Below are 15,090 nucleotides of genomic sequence, written 5' to 3'. Positions count from 1 at the left end.
GGCCGCGACTACAACATCGGCAACATCGCCTTCGCCGGCACCGTCGACTCCAGCGCCGACATCGTCTCGGTCGGATTCCGCTACCTCTTCGCAGCACCCGCCGCGCCCCCCGAACAAGCCCCACTCATCCGGAAATACTGAGAATCATCAGCGGAGTGCGGGATCAGGCGCTCCGCCGCAGGATGCGCGTCCACCCGAAGCCCGAATCTGCAGGACGCGCATCCCCCGCGGTGATGCGCGTCAGGAACGCATCCGCACGTAGGTGCCGGGCGCGGGCCCCAGGGACGGGAGCGCATCGCCCCCGGGCTTGCGGGCCGGCACGCGCTCCGGCGCCTGAGCCTCGATCCACTGGAACCAGTAGGGCCACCACGAACCCTTGGTCTCGACCGCGGCCTTGACCCAGTCTTCCAGCGTGCCCTTCACCGGACCACCGGTCCAATAGCCATATTTCGGCTTCGCGGGCGGGTTGATGACGCCGGCGATGTGGCCCGAGCCTGCCAGCACGTAATCGACCTTGCCGCCGAAGGTCTTCGAGCCCTCGAACACCGACAGCGCGGGAGCAATATGATCCTCGCGGGTGGCGAGATTGAAGATCGGCACCTGCACCTTCTTGAGGTCGAGGCGGACGTTGCCGAGCACCATCCGGCCCTGCGCCAGCGTGTTGTCGAGGTAGCAGTTGCGCAGGTAGAAGGAATGGTTGGCCGCCGGCATACGAGTTGCGTCCGAATTCCAGTACAACAGGTCGAAGGCCGAGGGTGTCTTGCCCTTGATGTAGTTGTTTACGATGTAGGGCCAGATCAGGTCGTTCGGCCGGAGCATGTTGAAGGCGTTCGCCATCCGGGCGCCGTCCAGGTAGCCCTTCTCGGCCATGCGCATCTCGACCTGACGGATCTGTTCCTCGTCGGCGAAGACTTTCAGGTCCCCAGCATGAGTGAAGTCGACCTGCGTGGTGAGCAGCGTCCCGCTCTTGATCCGTCGGTTGCCGGTGGCCGCCTGCATGGCCAGCGTCACGGCGAGCAGGGTGCCGCCGACGCAGTACCCGGCCGCCGTGACCTCGCTCTCGCCGGTGGCGACGCCGATCGCGTCGATGGCCGCCTCGATCCCCTCGCGCATGTAGGACTCGAAGTCCTTGTCGGCGTGCCGGGCATCCGGGTTCACCCAGGAGATGCAGAAGACCGTCAGCCCCTGGTCGACCATCCACTTCAGGAAACTCTTCTGAGGGTTGAGGTCGAGGATGTAGAACTTGTTGATCCAGGGCGGGACCATCAGGAACGGGCGCTTGAGCACCGTCTCGGTCGTGGGCGCGTACTGGATCAGTTCGATCAGGTCGTTGCGGAACACCACCTCGCCGGGGGTGACCGCCATGTTGCGCCCGACCTCGAACCCGCTCGGATCGGTCTGGCGCACGCGCAGCTGCCCGCGGCCCGCCTCGAGATCCTCCTCGTACATCTTCAGGCCGCGGACGAGGTTGGCGCCGTTCTCCTGAAGCGTATGGCGGATCAGCTCCGGATTGGTCGGTAGAAAGTTCGAGGGCGAGAGCATGCTGGTGAACTGGCGCAGGTAGAACTGCGCCTTGTGGCGCGTATGCGCGTCGATCCCCTCGGCCTCATCCACCAAGCCCTCGGCCCAGCGGGTGGCCAGCAGGTAGGCCTGCTTCAGGAAGTCGAAATACGGGTTGGCCGACCAATCAGCATGGGCGAAACGCGCGTCGCGCGGCTCCGGAAGCACCACAGGAGCGGCCCGCTGGCCCTGCAGGCGCAGGTAGGTGGATCCCCACAGGGACAGGAAATCCTGCGAGAGACGGGCCTGAGCCTCGGCGCTCCGGTTCGGGTCGGACAGCCACGCCTCGGCGACCTTGCCGAGGACCTTCGCCGCGTCGGTCATCTCGTCGCCAGGGCCGCCCGACTGCGAATCGGGCGCCAGAAGGCGAGTGACGTTGCGCCCCATCGCCTCGACGAACTGCCCGGCATTGCGGGACAGCGCCTCGAAATCCGGGAGCGGCGGGTTCACGCCTTCCGGCATCGCGCCGCTTGCGACCATCGTCTGAGGAGCGGTCCGGTCCGGCGGCTGCGGGCTCGTCAAGCGTGCCTCCCTGTTTTTCATCTGTCGACCCGATTGCGCGAGCCTCGTTTCCGACAAAATAAGGAGCGAGCCAGAGGTTTCGCCAGTCCGGCTCCCCATGTCGCCGAAACATACGGCCGATCTTCTCATGCCCTGTGATCAGGCCCCTGTGATAAGGGATCGTGCCCTGTCCGACCTGCTTTCGCTGCGCGTTGGCCGCGTCCTCGCCCTGGCCGTGCTCGCAGGACAGCTCGCGGCCTGCTCCGGCGACGTCGTGCGCTCTCTGGCCTCCGATGCCGGCTATGGCCCCAAAGTGGTGGCGGCGCCGGGTTTCGTCACGGAGACGCGCAGCAAGGAGCGGCCCGACTTCATGCCGGTGGGTGTCGACGCCCCGAAGCGTCCGGTCCGGGCCAAGTCGGTCACCGGACAGAAAGCCCTGGAGGCGGAGCTGGAAGGCGCCCGCGGGCGTAACGAGGCCCGGGGCCGCGCGGCCCTCAGCGCCGGCCAAGGCGGCGCGGCCACCCTCAAGCCGGCTCCGGTGCCGCCACAATAAGGACCGTCGTTTTGTGGGTCGGCGGCGGCCAGCAACTCTGCTAGAGCATGGGGTTCGCGCGACCGGTACAGACGAAAGACGCAGCTTCGGGACGCGCCGATGGACACGCCCATGACCGACTTCCACCGCATCAAGCGACTGCCGCCCTACGTCTTCGAGCAGGTCAACCGGATCAAGGCCGCCGCCCGCGCTCAGGGCGCCGATATCATTGATCTCGGCATGGGCAACCCGGATCTCGACGCCCCGAAGCACGTCATCGCCAAGCTGTGCGAGACGGCCGGCCGGCCGCGGACCGACCGCTACTCGGCTTCGAAAGGGATCGCGGGCCTGCGCAAGGCCCAGGCCGGGTATTATCAGCGCCGCTTCGGCGTGACGCTCAATCCCGATACGCAGGTCGTGGCGACGCTCGGCTCGAAGGAGGGCTTCGCCAACATGGCCCAGGCGATCACCGCCCCGGGCGACGTCGTGCTGGTGCCGAACCCGAGCTACCCGATCCACGCCTTCGGCTTCCTGATGGCGGGCGGCGTCATCCGCTCCGTGCCGGCCGAGCCGACCCCGGCCATGTTCCCGGCGCTCGAGCGGGCCATGCGGCACTCGATCCCGAAGCCGGTAGCCCTGGTGGTCTGCTACCCGTCGAATCCCACCGCCTACGTGGCGAGCCTCGATTTCTACCGGGATCTCGTGGCCTTCGCGAAGCAGCACGAGCTGATCCTGCTGTCGGATCTCGCCTACGCGGAGGTCTATTTCGACGACAACCCGCCGCCCTCCGTGCTGCAGGTGCCCGGCGCCATCGACTGCACGGTTGAATTCACTTCGCTGTCGAAGACCTACTCGATGGCCGGCTGGCGCATGGGCTTCGCGGTGGGCAACGAGCGCCTGCTCGCGGCGCTCACCCGGGTGAAGTCCTACCTCGATTACGGTGCGTTCACGCCGATCCAGGTCGCCGCGACAGCGGCCCTCAACGGTCCGGACGAGTGTATCAACGAGATGCGCGGGATCTACCGGAAGCGGCGCGACGCGTTGGTGGAATCCTTCGGCAAAGCCGGCTGGACCATCCCGTCGCCCGCAGCCTCGATGTTCGCCTGGGTGCCCATCCCGGAGCGCTACCGCGAGATGGGCAGTCTCGAATTCTCCAAGCTGCTGCTGGAGAAATCCGACGTGGCGGTCGCGCCCGGCATCGGCTTCGGCGAGTTCGGCGACGAGTACGTGCGCATCGCGCTCGTGGAGAACGAGCAGCGCATCCGGCAGGCTGCGCGCAACGTCCGCCGGTTCTTCGACGGGACCGACAAGACCCTGCACAACGTCGTCCCGATGGCGCGGGTCGGCTAGCCGTACCCGCCGCGATTGTTGCTGCGGGGCGACACGCGCCGCCAAAGGCGTCGCGATCCCGCCGCGGCGCTTGTCAGCACGGACACTCATGGCCAGGGTCAGGCGTAGGGGTCTTCCCGCGTCCCGAGTTCCGCATGCGCCGCCTGAATCTGATCGCCGCCCTGCTGCTCGCCGCCGCGGCCTCGGCCTGCGCGCCGAACCCGATCATCGCTCGGGACCCGATCCCGGCGCCGGGGCCGGCGGACGCATATGCCTGCGATTCGAAGCCATTGCCGGTCAACACCTTCACGACCGACTGCCGCCCCTTGCCGGCGAGCCCGCAGGTGGTCCTGCGCGCCCGCGGCTGATCCGGCAAGCGTTCCGGTAACCGGTCCGTCCGGACGAACCGGACAGCGCGTCCGTGATCATCTAGACTGTAAGACCTTCGGCGGCTTGGCCGACACCGTCACGGAGCACTGCGTGAGCACCAAGATCCTGATCGCCGCCGGACTTCTCGCCACCGCGACAGGGCAGGGCGCATTGGCGTCCGATGCCGCCTACGCGGCCGCCCCTTACCAGTCGCACGCCTACGTATTCACCGCCCCGAACGGTCCGACGGTTCTCCAGACGGACGGATGCTGCCAAGTGATCGTCCCGCCGGGACGCCCCGATCTCGCCGTGCCGCCGGTCCCGGTCGCCGAGGTGATGAACGGCGGCGGTTTTGGCTACACGGGTTTCGACTACTACAACGATCAGATCACGGAAGGCCGCCTCGGCGCGCGCAAGCGGCCGAAGGAGTACGTGATCGCCCCCGCCTATATCGTGCCGCCGCGGTACTGAGCCGGCGTTACGGCGGTCAGCCCGCCGCTCTGCCTCGGGTTCCGGTTGCTCTCCGTCAGCGGGATCCGGCCCGAGTGGCCGCTCGCGTATCGTGTCGGCCGACGCGACGAAGGCCGGGCGACGCGGCGGCGTTTACAGGCCAAGCCCCCGGGGGTATCACCCCGGCCCAACACATCCACCTCATTCCCGAAGAACCAGATGCGCGCCGAGATCGAGCAAGCCTCGGATGCCGCCAAGCAGTCTATAGGGCTGCTGAGGAGGCATCTTTGACTGGGATACAGTCGATAAACGCCTCGCGGAGCTGAACGCAGCCTCCGAGGATCCCGACCTCTGGAACGATGCCGAGGCCGCCCAGAAGGTCATGCGCGAGCGCCAGCAGCTCGACGAGGCGGTCTCCGCCATCCGGAAGCTGGAGCGTGACCTCGAGGACGGCGCCACGCTGATCGAGCTCGGCGAGATGGAGGGCGACGAATCCTCGATCCGCGAGGGTGAGGCTGCGATCCTGGCCGTCGAGAAGGAATCGGCGAGCCGGCAGGTCGAGACCCTGCTGTCCGGCGAAGCCGACGGCTTCGACACCTATCTCGAAGTCCATGCCGGGGCCGGCGGAACCGAGAGCCAGGACTGGGCCAACATGCTCCAGCGCATGTACGCCCGTTGGGCCGAGCGCCGGAAGTACAAGGTCGACATTGTCGAGTGGTCGGACGGCGAGGAGGCCGGGATCAAGGGCGCCACGCTCCTGATCAAGGGCCATAACGCCTATGGCTGGCTCAAGACCGAGTCCGGCGTGCACCGCTTAGTGCGGATTTCGCCCTACGATTCCAGCGCCCGTCGGCATACCAGCTTCGCCAGCGTCTGGGTCTATCCGGTGATCGATGACCGGATCGAGATCGAGATCAAGGAGTCCGACTGCCGGATCGACACGTACCGGTCGTCCGGCGCCGGTGGCCAGCACGTCAACACCACCGACTCGGCGGTGCGCATCACCCACAATCCCACTGGGATCGTGGTGGCGTGTCAGCAGGAGCGCTCGCAGCACAAGAACCGGGCGACCGCCTGGAACATGCTGCGTGCCCGCCTCTACGAGGCCGAGCTGAAGAAGCGCGAGGAAAAGGCCAACGCCGAGGCCGCCGCCAAGACGGATATCGGCTGGGGCCACCAGATCCGATCCTACGTGCTCCAGCCGTACCAGCTGGTGAAGGACCTGCGCACCGGCACCCAGTCCACGGATCCCGACGAGGTGCTCGACGGCGATCTCGACCCGTTCATGGAAGCCTCGCTCGCTCAGCGGGTCTTCGGCGGGGAAGAGGCGGTCGAGGATATCGACTGAGTTCTCGTGGCCTGGGGACCGCGGCCGCAGCCCGCGCGTCTCCCTCCCCCTCCGCGGGGCCGCGACGCGGATCGGGAGCGGGACGCGACGATGCCAGAGGAGACTCTGGCCCATGCGCCCGCTCTGCAGTTTCCAGAAGCCGGATTCCCGTCTCCTGACCCGGCCCTAATGGCTACCCTTCCTTCCCGCAGGGCGAGAAGTAAGGGTGGTGTTTTGAGCGCGTGCCGCCGAACCGGTTCGATGATCCCCGCATCTGATCGGCGCGAGTCCGTCCCTCAGTACCCCAGGGCCGATCCGTCCTTGCGCGGGTCCGAGCCGGCCGCCAGCGTGCCGGCCCCGCGGTCGATCCAGATGATCTGGCCGCCGCCGAGCGGCAGCGGCGCGCGGATCGCCGGATGGCCGCGCTCCGTGAGTCCCACCATCACGGCATCGGGAATCCCATCCTCGACTTCCAGACTGCCGCCGTAGGCGAAGCTACGCGGGGCATCGAGCGCCTCCTGCACGTCGAGGCCCCGGTCGAGGAGGCCGGAGAGCAGCTCGACATGGCCCATGGCCTGGTAATGGCCGCCCATGACGCCGAACGGCGCGACCGCCTGCCCGTCCTTCATCAGCATGCCCGGGATGATCGTGTGCATCGGGCGCTTGCCGGGCCCGACGCTGTTCGGGTGGCCGCCCTCCGTGCGGAAGGAAAGGCCCCGGTTGTGCAGCAGCACGCCGCTCTCGGGCGCCAGGATGCCCGAGCCGAACCCCTGGAAGACCGAGTTGATCAGCGACAGCGCGTTGCCCTCCCGGTCGACCACGCAGAGATAGACCGTGTCCTTATGGGCACGACCCTCGGCGATCTCCTGCGCGATCTCGGGGTAGACCTTCGGCTCGCGGGCCCGGCCCATGTCGATCGCCCCGTGGGCGGCGGCCTTCCAGGCGTCGGAGAGCAGGTGTTCCACCGGGACGTTGGCGAGGGCAGCGTCGCCGAACAGGACGTCGCGGTGGTGGTAGGCCTGCTTGCAGGTCTCGGCGAAGAGATGGAGCCGGTCGAGGTCCGAGAGAGCGCCGACATCGTAATGCGTAAGCACGTTGAGCATCATCAGCGCGGCGAGGCCCTGGCCGGCGGGCGGGCACTCGTAGACGTCGTAGCCGCGGTAGCGGGTCGAGACCGGCACGACCACGTCGGGCCGGGCAGCGGCGAAGTCGTCCAGGGTGTGCAGGCCGCCCAATGCGGTGAGCCGGCTCACCATGTCCTCCGCGACCGGCCCGGCGTAGAAGCCGCGCGATCCTTCCTGGGCGACGCGCTGGAGCGTCGCGGCGAGTTTTGGCAGGCGCAGAACGCTGCCGATGGCCGGCACCTGCCCGCCCGGCAGGTAGGCCGCGGCGGCGTGCGGATCGCCGGCGACGCGCTCCGCGCCCCGCTGCCAGTCCCATCCGACGCGCTGCTGGATCACGAACCCGTCCTCGGCGTAGCGGATCGCCGGCTGGAGTAGCTCGCCCAGGGAGCGGGTGCCGTGCTCGCGGACCAGCAGATCCCAGGCCCCGACGGCGCCCGGCACCGTGACGGCGTGTGGCGAGGTCGGGGTGATGCTGACGCCGTGCTCGGCGTACCAGTCGGGTGTCGCGGCGGCCGGCGCGCGGCCCGAACCGTCGAGGGCGATCGGCTTCGTCGCGCCGGCGGGGGCGTAGAGGGCGAAGCAGTCGCCGCCGATGCCGGTCATCAACGGGTCGACCACGCATTGGACCGCCACGGCCGCGATGCCGGCATCGACGGCGTTGCCGCCCGCGCGCAGCACCTCGATGGCGGCGAGGGTCGAGAGCGGGTGCGAGGTCGCGACGGCGGCGTTGGCGGCGTAGACCGGTGAGCGCCCGGGTGCGGAGAAGTCTCTCACGGGATGTCCTGCTGTGCTGGCCGTCTCAGCGAGACGGGATTGCTTGATCCAAGTCTGTCACGCGTGCGGGCCTTGCGGCATCGCCGCCCAATGGCCCGGCGCCACCTCGGTGAGCGGACCATCCGGCGGCTGGTCGTGATCGGCGATGTCGCGGGCGGCGAGGCGGGCGCGCTCCTCGGCCGGATGCGGCACCGGCACCGCGGCGAGCAGGCGGCGGGTGTAGGGGTGGCGCGGATCCGCGTAGAGGGCGTCCGCCTCGGCCAGCTCCACGATCCGCCCGCGCCAGAGCACCGCGACCCTGTGGCAGAGGTAGCGCACCATCCGCAGGTCATGGGAGATGAACAGGTAGGACAGGCCCATCTCGTCCTGAAGGTCCTGGAGCAGGTTCACCACCTGCGCCTGGATCGAGACGTCCAGCGCGGCGATCGGCTCGTCGGCGACGATGAAGCTCGGCTTCAGCGCGATCGCCCGGGCGATGCAGATGCGCTGGCGCTGGCCGCCGGAGAACTGGTGCGGGTAGCGCCCCATGAAGCGCGGATCGAGCCCGACCCGCTCGAACAGGCCAGCCACCGCCTCGCGCCGCTCGGACCCGCGCATCGCCCGCCGGTGCAGCTTGAACGCCTCTGCGACGTAGTCTCCGGCGCTCATCCGCGGGTTGAGGGCCGCGTAGGGATCCTGGAACACGGTCTGCATCCGGGCACGCATCCTGCGCATCGCGGCCGCATCCAGCTTGGCGAGGTCGGTGCCTTCGAACGCGATGGTGCCGGAGGTCGGCGGATTGAGCATCGTCACGGCCCGCCCGATGGTCGATTTGCCGGAACCGGACTCGCCGACGAGGCCCAGGGTCTCGCCGGGGCGGATGTCGAAGCTGACCCCCTCGACGGCGCGGAACACCGAGCCCTTGCCGCCCCACCAGGTGCGCAGGGGATAGTGCTTGGACAGGTCGCGCACGGCGAGGAGCGGCGGGGGCTGTCCGCTCATCGCCCGGCCTCCGGCGCCAGCAGTCTCGGCAGGTCGTACCAGGCGGCGACGAGGTGGCCCGGGGCGGCGCCGGTCGCCTGGACCAGGGGCGGCATCTCGGTCCGGCAGCGGGGCGTCGCGAAGGCGTTGCGCGGGGCGAAGGGATCGCCCGGCGGGAGGTGGCGCATGTCCGGCGGTGCGCCCTCGATCTGGTGCAGGCGGCGGCGCCCGGTCCGGCTGCCCGAGAGGTCCGGCAGGGAGCGCAGGAGCCCGAGGGTGTAGGCGTTGCGGGGATCGGCGAAGATGTCGTCCACCGGGCCACGCTCCAGGATCCGGCCGGCATACATCACCTGCACGGTGTCGCTGATGCCGGCCACCACGCCGAGGTCGTGGGTGATCCAGATGATCGCCATGCCGAGTTCGCGCTTCAGCTCCTGCACCAGCGCGACGATCTCGGCCTGCACGGTGACGTCGAGCGCGGTGGTCGCCTCGTCGGCGATCAGCAGCTTCGGCCGGCAGCTCAGGCCGATGGCGATCATCACCCGCTGGCGCTGGCCGCCGGAGAATTCGTGCGGGTACTGGTCGAGGCGCGAAGCCGCATTCGGGATGCGGACGAGGTCGAGCAGTTCCGTCGCCCGGGCGCGGGCGGCCCGGCCGTCCAGACCGAGATGGATGCGCAGCGGCTCGATGAGCTGGGCCGCCACGGTCATGCCGGGGTTGAGCGAGCTCATCGGGTCCTGGAACACGAAGCCGATCGCGCCGCCCCGGACCTTCCGGAGTTCGCGCTCCTTCAGGGTGAGGAGATCGCGCCCCGCGAACAGCACCTGCCCGCCGGTGACGCGGCCGGGCGGGCGCGGGATCAGGCCGAGCATGGCGAGCACGTGCACGCTCTTGCCGGAGCCGGATTCGCCGACGATCCCCAGCGTCTCGCCCTCGTGCAGGGTGTAGGAGACGCCGTTGACCGCGTGGACCGCGCCGCCGTCGGTGTCGAAGGCGACCGCGAGGTCGCGGACGTCGAGGAGGAGCTTCGTCATCGCCGCCGTCATGTGCGTTGCCTCGGGTCGAGGGCGTCCCGCAGGCCGTCGCCGAACAGGTTGAAGGCGAGCACGGCGAGGAAGATCGACAGGCCGGGCCAGATCGCCATCCAGGGGGCCTCGTCCATGAAGTTCTTGGCGGTGTTGAGCATCGCCCCCCAGGACGGCTCGGGCGGCTGCTGGCCGAGGCCCAGGAAGGACAGGCTCGCCTCCGCGATGATGGCGGCCGCGATGGTCAGCGTCGCCTGGACGAGGATCGCCGGGACGATGTTGGGCAGGATGTGGACCCGGGCGATGCGCCAGGGCGGATTGCCCATGGCGCGCGCCGCCTCGACGAACTCCTCGGCCGCCACCGCGCGCACCTGCGCCCGGGTCAGCCGGATGAAGATCGAGGTCGCCGACAGGCCGATGGCGATCATCGCGTTGACGAGGCTCGGGCCCAGGAAGGCGGCCAGCGCGATGGCCAGGATCAGGAACGGGATCGCCAGCAGCGCGTCGGTGAGGCGGGAGATCGCCCCGTCGATCCAGCCGCCCGCGTAGCCGGCGAGCATCCCGAGGGGCAGGCCGAGGGAGACGGCCAGCGCCACCGAGACGAGGCCCGCGCCGAGCGACGCGCGGGCGCCGAAGATGATCCGCGAGAGCACGTCGCGGCCGACCTCGTCGCCGCCGAACGGATGCGCGAGGCTCGGGGCGCCGCGGACGTTGCCCCAGTCGGTGGCGGTGGGATCGTAGGGGGCGACCCAGGGGGCGAGGGCCGCCATCAGCACGAGCAGGCCGACGATGACGAGCCCTGCGACGGCGCTCCTGCGCGCGCGCAGACGCCGCCAGAAAGCCGCGAGGGTGCCGGGTTCCTGGAGAATGGCAGGGGCGGGGGGGCCGGACGGGACGGCCTCCAGGATGCCAATCTCGGCGCCGGCGGTCTCGGCGCGGGCGATCTCGCTGCCGCTGCTCATGCCCGCCTCAGCTTCGGGTTCACGGCCGCGGAGAGCAGGTCGGCGGCGAGGTTCAACGCGATGTAGGTGGCGGCGGTGCAGATCACGACGCCCTGCACGGTGGCGAAATCCCGGTTGAACACGGCGTCGACCATCAGCTTGCCGAAGCCCGGCACGGAGAAGACCTGCTCGGTGAGCACAGCCCCCGACAGGAGCTGACCGAATTCCAGCGCCCCGAGGGTGATGATCGGAATCGCCGCATTGGGCAGCGCGTGCCGCAGGGTCACCCGCAGGGGCGAGACGCCCTTGGCGCGGGCCGTGCGGACGTAGTCGGAGCCGAGCACGCCCAGCATCGCCGCGCGGGTGTGGCGCATCATCACCGCCGCGATGGCGTTGCCGAGCACGAAGGCCGGCATCACCATGGCGGCGAGGTTCTCCGACAGGCTCTCGAAGGGCGAGACGTAGCCGGAGGCCGGCAGCCAGCCGAGCTCCACCGAGAACAGCAGGATCAGCAGGATGCCGAGCCAGAAATTCGGCACCGACAGGCCCCAGAGGGCGATCCCGTTGGCGATCGTGTCGGCGGCCTGCCCGCGCTTCACCGCCGAGAGCACGCCCATGGGCACGCCGATGGCGAGCGCCACCAGCATGGCGAGGCAGGCGAGTTCGAGCGTCACCGGCAGCTTCTCGACGATCAGCTCGGAGACCGGCTTCTGCAGCCGGATCGACTCGCCGAGATCGCCCCGCAGCACGCCGCCGGCCCAGTAGGCGTAGCGCACCGGCAGGGGCTCATCGAGGTGGTACTTCTCGCGGATGAAGGCGATCACCTGCGGGTCGCGCTCCTCGCCGGTGAGCGCGGTGGCCACGTCCCCCGGCAGCAATTGCTGCAGGGCGAAGATGATCATCGAGGCGAGGATCAGCGTCGGGACCGCGAGGGCGAGGCGTCGGACCAGGAACTGCAGCATCAGTTGAGCTTCAGGCCGGTGAAGCGCACGAGCCCGTCCGGGTAGGGCACGAAGCCCGTGAGCTTCTGGCTGTAGGCCCAGAGCAGCTTGCGGTGCAGGATGTAGATGCCCGGCCGGTCCTTCAGCACCTGATCGGCCAGCGCCTTCCAGGCGGCCTTGCGCTTGGCCGGGTCGACGGTCCCGCGCTCGGCCTGGAGGGCCGCGTCGGCCTCGGGGCTGCAGTATTTGGGGTAGTTCAGCGCCGCCTTGCAGGCGAGGAAGCTGTAGGTGTTGCCGTCCGGGTCGGAGCGGCCGCTCCAGGAATAGAGCTGCGCCTCGTAATTGCCCTTGTCGGCGGCATCGAGGGCGGTGGTGAAGTCCACCGCCTGGATCTTCACGTCGAACCCGGCCTCCTTGGCCATGGCCTGGATCACCTGTCCGGTCCGCGGCGAGTCGCTGTCGGCGTAGACGGTCAGCGTGATCTGCGGGTTCGGCTTGCCGGCCTCGGCCAGCAGCGCCTTGGCCTTCGCGACGTCCCGCTTCGGGATCGGGTACTCGGCGACGTAGTTCGGGTTCTTCGGGTTGACCCACTGGTTCCCGGCCAGGAACTCGCCGTTGTAGACGACCTGGTTGATGGCGTTGCGGTCGAGCGCCGCCTCGAACGCCGCCCGGACCTTCGGGTCGGCCACCGGCGAGCCGGGCTTGTTGGGGTTGAACAGGACTTCCAGGAAGCCGAGCTCGTAGGTCGATTCGAGCTTCAGCTTGGCGTCGCGCTTCACCTGCGCCACGTCGGTGGGCGCGAGGCGCTCCAGCAGGTCGAGCTGCCCGGCCCGCAGGTTGGTCAGGCGCACGGTGGCGTCGGGGATCGGCCGGAACTCGATCCGCTGGATGTGGATCGCGTCCTTGTTCCAGTAATCCGGGAATCGCTCGACCGCGATCCGGTCCTGCGGCACCCGCTCGACGAACCGGTAGGGGCCCGCACAGACCGGCGCGGAGGCGAACTTGTCGCCGAGGCGCTCGGCGGCCTTGGGCGAGATCATCATGCCGGCCCGGTCGGTGAACTGCGCCATCAAGGGCGCGAACGGCTGCTTCAGGTTGATCCGGACGGTGAGGTCGTCGACCACGTCCACCGAGGCGATCGGCGCGATCTCCGAGCGGCGCTGCGAGCCCGGCAGCGTCATGTGGCGCTCGATCGAGTATTTCGCCGCCGCGGCGTCGAACTTCTCGCCGTCGTGGAACAGCACGCCCGGCCGCAGGTGCAGGGTCAGCACCTTCTCGTCGGGCGACAGCTCCCAGGACGTGGCGAGCTGCGGCACCGGCTTCAGGTCCGGGCCGATGTCCACGAGCTTGTCGCAGAGCGCCGCGAAGACCATCCGGCCCGCGAAGGTGCGGGCGAGCGTCGGATCGAGGGCGTCCGGATCCTCCATCATGCCGTAGCGCAGGGTCTGGGCGGCGGCGGGCGCGGCGAAGGCGATCCCGGCGAGGAGACAGGCGGCGAGACGCAACATGGGACCGTCCGGATGCGGAGGATGACGAGCGGGACGGGTTCGGCCGCGGCCGATCCGTGGGGCGGGCGGCACTGTCGCGCACCGCTATGGCATGCACAATCCCAGGCAGCATCCGTGCCACCGAGGGTCAGTTGCATCTTGAATTCATATGTTGCGCCGGTCCAGGCGACGGCATGGTGAGCCGGCTTCTCAAGGCGTCACGCCGCGGTAGATCGCGGTCCGCCCGAGGCGGGCTGCGCCGCGAAACCGTCGCCGGGGCGCTCTAGCCCGCACCCGGTCCCGGCCTCCCGCGCCGCACCGGCCCGGCGCGTCGGACGGGGCCGGCACCCCCGGGCCGCCCGGTGCATCGCCGCGATCCGCCCGTGTCTCCGGCGGCCTGCTCGAAAGCTGTGCACACGTGCGCGCGGGACCCGCCGCCATGCCCGGCGGCTAAAGTTTTACCGATCGGCGGAAGGCCTCTTCAGGCCCATCCATCGCACACCGCACCGATGATCCAGGCGCGGCGATGAGAGGCATGAATGACCCACGGCACAGCGTCATCCTGCCCGCGCTGTGCTGGAGCCGGCGCCGCCGGGATTTCTACGCGATCACCACGGACGTCTCGGCGGACGGCATCCGGCTCCGGTCCTCGGCCCTGCTGGCGCCCGGCGAGGATCTCACCTGCAGCATCCGCCACATCGGCCTTCTGAAGGCGCGGATCGACTGGACGTCGGGCCAGGATTTCGTCGTTTCGATCCAGGCGGGGCGGGCCGCGCTCGCGGAACTGGCGCGCCAGTTCGTGACGCTGGCGCGGGCCCAGGACCTGCGGGCCGAGCCGCTGCGCATCCACCGCCGCATCGTGCCGCGGCAGAAGATCGTCACCGTGACCCTGGCGGACGGCCGGGCGCAGGCGGGGCACGTCCTGAATATCTCGGCCTCGGGCGTCGCGCTGCTGATCGATCCGGCCCCGGAGATCGGCACGACGTTCCGGGTGGGTCGGACGGCGGTCCGCGTGATCCGGCACTTCACCGACGGCTTGGGAGCCGCCTTCGCGGAGCCCTTCGAGCCGAGCGCCGTCCACGAGGCCATGATCCTATAGGCAACGCGGCGCACGCGTCCGGATGCGTGCGCGCACGGGCGGGAACGCGCGCGCGAACGGGCGGGAACGCGCGCGCGAAAGGGCGCCGTCGATCCATCCTCGAGGGCGATGACCCCGGCCGCGCGCCCGGGGCGATTCAGGCGCGGCTTCGACGCGTCGCGGGAACCCCGCGTGGCCGACCGGCGGCCGGCGTCGAATCGGCGGGAGGCCCGTGCGCGCCGGGGCGCGAAATTCACAGCCGAAGGCCGGCCGAGAACGACGGACCGGACTGGCATTCGGCAGCCTCGCGGAGGGCATCTGCCGACTTTATACCCTGAAATTGTTGCCAGGCGGCAACATCAGGGCGGAACAGCCAAGGTGGACGCGAATCCTCGTTGCCGGCCGAAACACCTTCGCACATGGTGTTGGGGCACGGGGGCATCGCCAAGCGAGAGCCCGCAGGAGCCTGCCGCCAGACGCGGGCCAAACCTACAGAACGAGCGGCCAGACCCGGAAAACCGGGCACGTCCGCATCATCGGGTCTCGAAGCTTTGGAGATGTCAATGAAGCTCTTGAAGAGCTCACTGCTCGGGTCCGCCGCTGCCTTCGCGGCGGTCGGCGCCGCGCACGCCGCCGACCTGCCGGTCAAGAAGGCGGTTCCGATCGAGTACGTCCGCGTCTGCTCCACCTAC

The 15,090-nt window shown here is 69.5% G+C and carries 13 protein-coding genes and 2 pseudogenes; 8 read left to right on the top strand and 7 right to left on the bottom strand.

Going from position 1 to position 15,090, the window contains the following annotated elements; all coding sequences use genetic code 11:
* Nucleotides 1-141, top strand: a pseudogene (locus MKK82_RS10715) (transporter); the annotation flags it as partial.
* Nucleotides 142-240: 99 nt separating this feature from the next.
* On the opposite strand, the gene MKK82_RS10710 reads toward MKK82_RS10715, so the two are convergent.
* Nucleotides 241-2,082, bottom strand: a complete 1,842-nt coding sequence (locus MKK82_RS10710; protein WP_409566788.1) for a PHA/PHB synthase family protein — start codon at nt 2,080-2,082, stop codon at nt 241-243.
* Nucleotides 2,083-2,230: 148 nt separating this feature from the next.
* Between MKK82_RS10710 and MKK82_RS10705 the strand changes: the two genes are divergently transcribed.
* The 5 genes from MKK82_RS10705 (at nt 2,231) to prfB (ending at nt 6,089) form a co-directional block, all read left to right on the top strand.
* Nucleotides 2,231-2,614, top strand: coding sequence for a hypothetical protein (locus tag MKK82_RS10705; protein WP_238293831.1), 384 nt, complete (start codon nt 2,231-2,233; stop codon nt 2,612-2,614).
* A 111-nt stretch (nt 2,615-2,725) separates the two neighbouring features.
* Nucleotides 2,726-3,943 carry an LL-diaminopimelate aminotransferase gene (locus MKK82_RS10700; protein ID WP_238293830.1) on the top strand — a complete coding sequence of 406 codons (1,218 nt, stop codon included), beginning with the start codon at nt 2,726-2,728 and terminating at the stop codon, nt 3,941-3,943.
* 134 nt (nt 3,944-4,077) lie between these two features.
* Nucleotides 4,078-4,290 carry a hypothetical protein gene (locus MKK82_RS10695; RefSeq protein ID WP_238293828.1) on the top strand — a complete coding sequence of 71 codons (213 nt, stop codon included), beginning with the start codon at nt 4,078-4,080 and terminating at the stop codon, nt 4,288-4,290.
* Nucleotides 4,291-4,402: 112 nt separating this feature from the next.
* The gene (locus MKK82_RS10690; protein WP_238293826.1) at nt 4,403-4,762 is read left to right on the top strand and encodes a hypothetical protein; all 360 of its coding nucleotides are present in this window, start codon (nt 4,403-4,405) and stop codon (nt 4,760-4,762) included.
* Between the two features lie 198 nt (nt 4,763-4,960).
* Nucleotides 4,961-6,089 (top strand): peptide chain release factor 2 gene (prfB, locus tag MKK82_RS10685; RefSeq protein ID WP_238293824.1). Its coding sequence is split into 2 segments (ribosomal slippage): nt 4,961-5,029 and nt 5,031-6,089, totalling 1,128 coding nucleotides; the frame shifts between segments, so codons are not numbered across the junction.
* Between the two features lie 275 nt (nt 6,090-6,364).
* Here the strand turns inward: prfB and MKK82_RS10680 are convergent.
* The 6 genes from MKK82_RS10680 to MKK82_RS10655 are packed head-to-tail and all read right to left on the bottom strand — an operon-like array spanning nt 6,365 to nt 13,341.
* Nucleotides 6,365-7,966, bottom strand: a complete 1,602-nt coding sequence (locus tag MKK82_RS10680; RefSeq protein WP_243985608.1) for a gamma-glutamyltransferase family protein — start codon at nt 7,964-7,966, stop codon at nt 6,365-6,367.
* A gap of 57 nt (nt 7,967-8,023) precedes the next feature.
* Nucleotides 8,024-8,947, bottom strand: coding sequence for an ABC transporter ATP-binding protein (locus MKK82_RS10675; protein WP_238293822.1), 924 nt, complete (start codon nt 8,945-8,947; stop codon nt 8,024-8,026).
* Nucleotides 8,944-9,960: an ABC transporter ATP-binding protein gene (locus tag MKK82_RS10670; protein ID WP_243985607.1), complete on the bottom strand. Its 1,017-nt coding sequence runs from the start codon at nt 9,958-9,960 to the stop codon at nt 8,944-8,946. Before MKK82_RS10670 ends, MKK82_RS10675 begins: the two co-directional genes overlap by 4 nt.
* Nucleotides 9,961-9,968: 8 nt before the next feature.
* On the bottom strand, nt 9,969-10,913 hold the full coding sequence (locus tag MKK82_RS10665; protein ID WP_238293818.1) for an ABC transporter permease: 945 nt from the start codon (nt 10,911-10,913) through the stop codon (nt 9,969-9,971).
* A complete protein-coding gene (locus MKK82_RS10660) occupies nt 10,910-11,854 on the bottom strand; it encodes an ABC transporter permease (protein WP_238293816.1) in 945 nt (314 codons plus the stop codon). The genes MKK82_RS10665 and MKK82_RS10660 overlap by 4 nt, the downstream gene beginning before the upstream one ends.
* Complete coding sequence (locus tag MKK82_RS10655; protein ID WP_243985606.1) at nt 11,854-13,341, bottom strand: ABC transporter substrate-binding protein; 1,488 nt, start codon at nt 13,339-13,341, stop codon at nt 11,854-11,856. Before MKK82_RS10655 ends, MKK82_RS10660 begins: the two co-directional genes overlap by 1 nt.
* A 514-nt stretch (nt 13,342-13,855) precedes the next feature.
* Between MKK82_RS10655 and MKK82_RS10650 the strand changes: the two genes are divergently transcribed.
* Complete coding sequence (locus tag MKK82_RS10650) at nt 13,856-14,419, top strand: pilus assembly protein PilZ (protein WP_243985605.1); 564 nt, start codon at nt 13,856-13,858, stop codon at nt 14,417-14,419.
* Nucleotides 14,420-14,817: 398 nt separating this feature from the next.
* A pseudogene (locus tag MKK82_RS34390) lies at nt 14,818-15,090 on the top strand (porin); the annotation flags it as partial.

Origin of the sequence: Methylobacterium sp. E-046 (genome assembly GCF_022829625.1) — a bacterium.
Lineage (GTDB): Bacteria > Pseudomonadota > Alphaproteobacteria > Rhizobiales > Beijerinckiaceae > Methylobacterium > Methylobacterium longum.
The sequence above is the reverse complement of the archived record's forward strand: the minus strand, read 5'-3'. Positions and strand labels throughout refer to the sequence as shown.

Excerpts from the sequence above, each read along its gene's own strand:
- MKK82_RS10700 (WP_238293830.1), top strand. The coding sequence starts at position 2,726 with ATGACCGACTTCCACCGCATCAAGCGACTGCCGCCCTACGTCTTCGAG.
- MKK82_RS10695 (WP_238293828.1), top strand. The coding sequence starts at position 4,078 with ATGCGCCGCCTGAATCTGATCGCCGCCCTGCTGCTCGCCGCCGCGGCC.
- MKK82_RS10675 (WP_238293822.1), bottom strand. The coding sequence starts at position 8,947 with ATGAGCGGACAGCCCCCGCCGCTCCTCGCCGTGCGCGACCTGTCCAAG.
- MKK82_RS10670 (WP_243985607.1), bottom strand. The coding sequence starts at position 9,960 with ATGACGAAGCTCCTCCTCGACGTCCGCGACCTCGCGGTCGCCTTCGAC.
- MKK82_RS10665 (WP_238293818.1), bottom strand. The coding sequence starts at position 10,913 with ATGAGCAGCGGCAGCGAGATCGCCCGCGCCGAGACCGCCGGCGCCGAG.
- MKK82_RS10660 (WP_238293816.1), bottom strand. The coding sequence starts at position 11,854 with ATGCTGCAGTTCCTGGTCCGACGCCTCGCCCTCGCGGTCCCGACGCTG.
- MKK82_RS10655 (WP_243985606.1), bottom strand. The coding sequence starts at position 13,341 with ATGTTGCGTCTCGCCGCCTGTCTCCTCGCCGGGATCGCCTTCGCCGCG.
- MKK82_RS10650 (WP_243985605.1), top strand. The coding sequence starts at position 13,856 with ATGAATGACCCACGGCACAGCGTCATCCTGCCCGCGCTGTGCTGGAGC.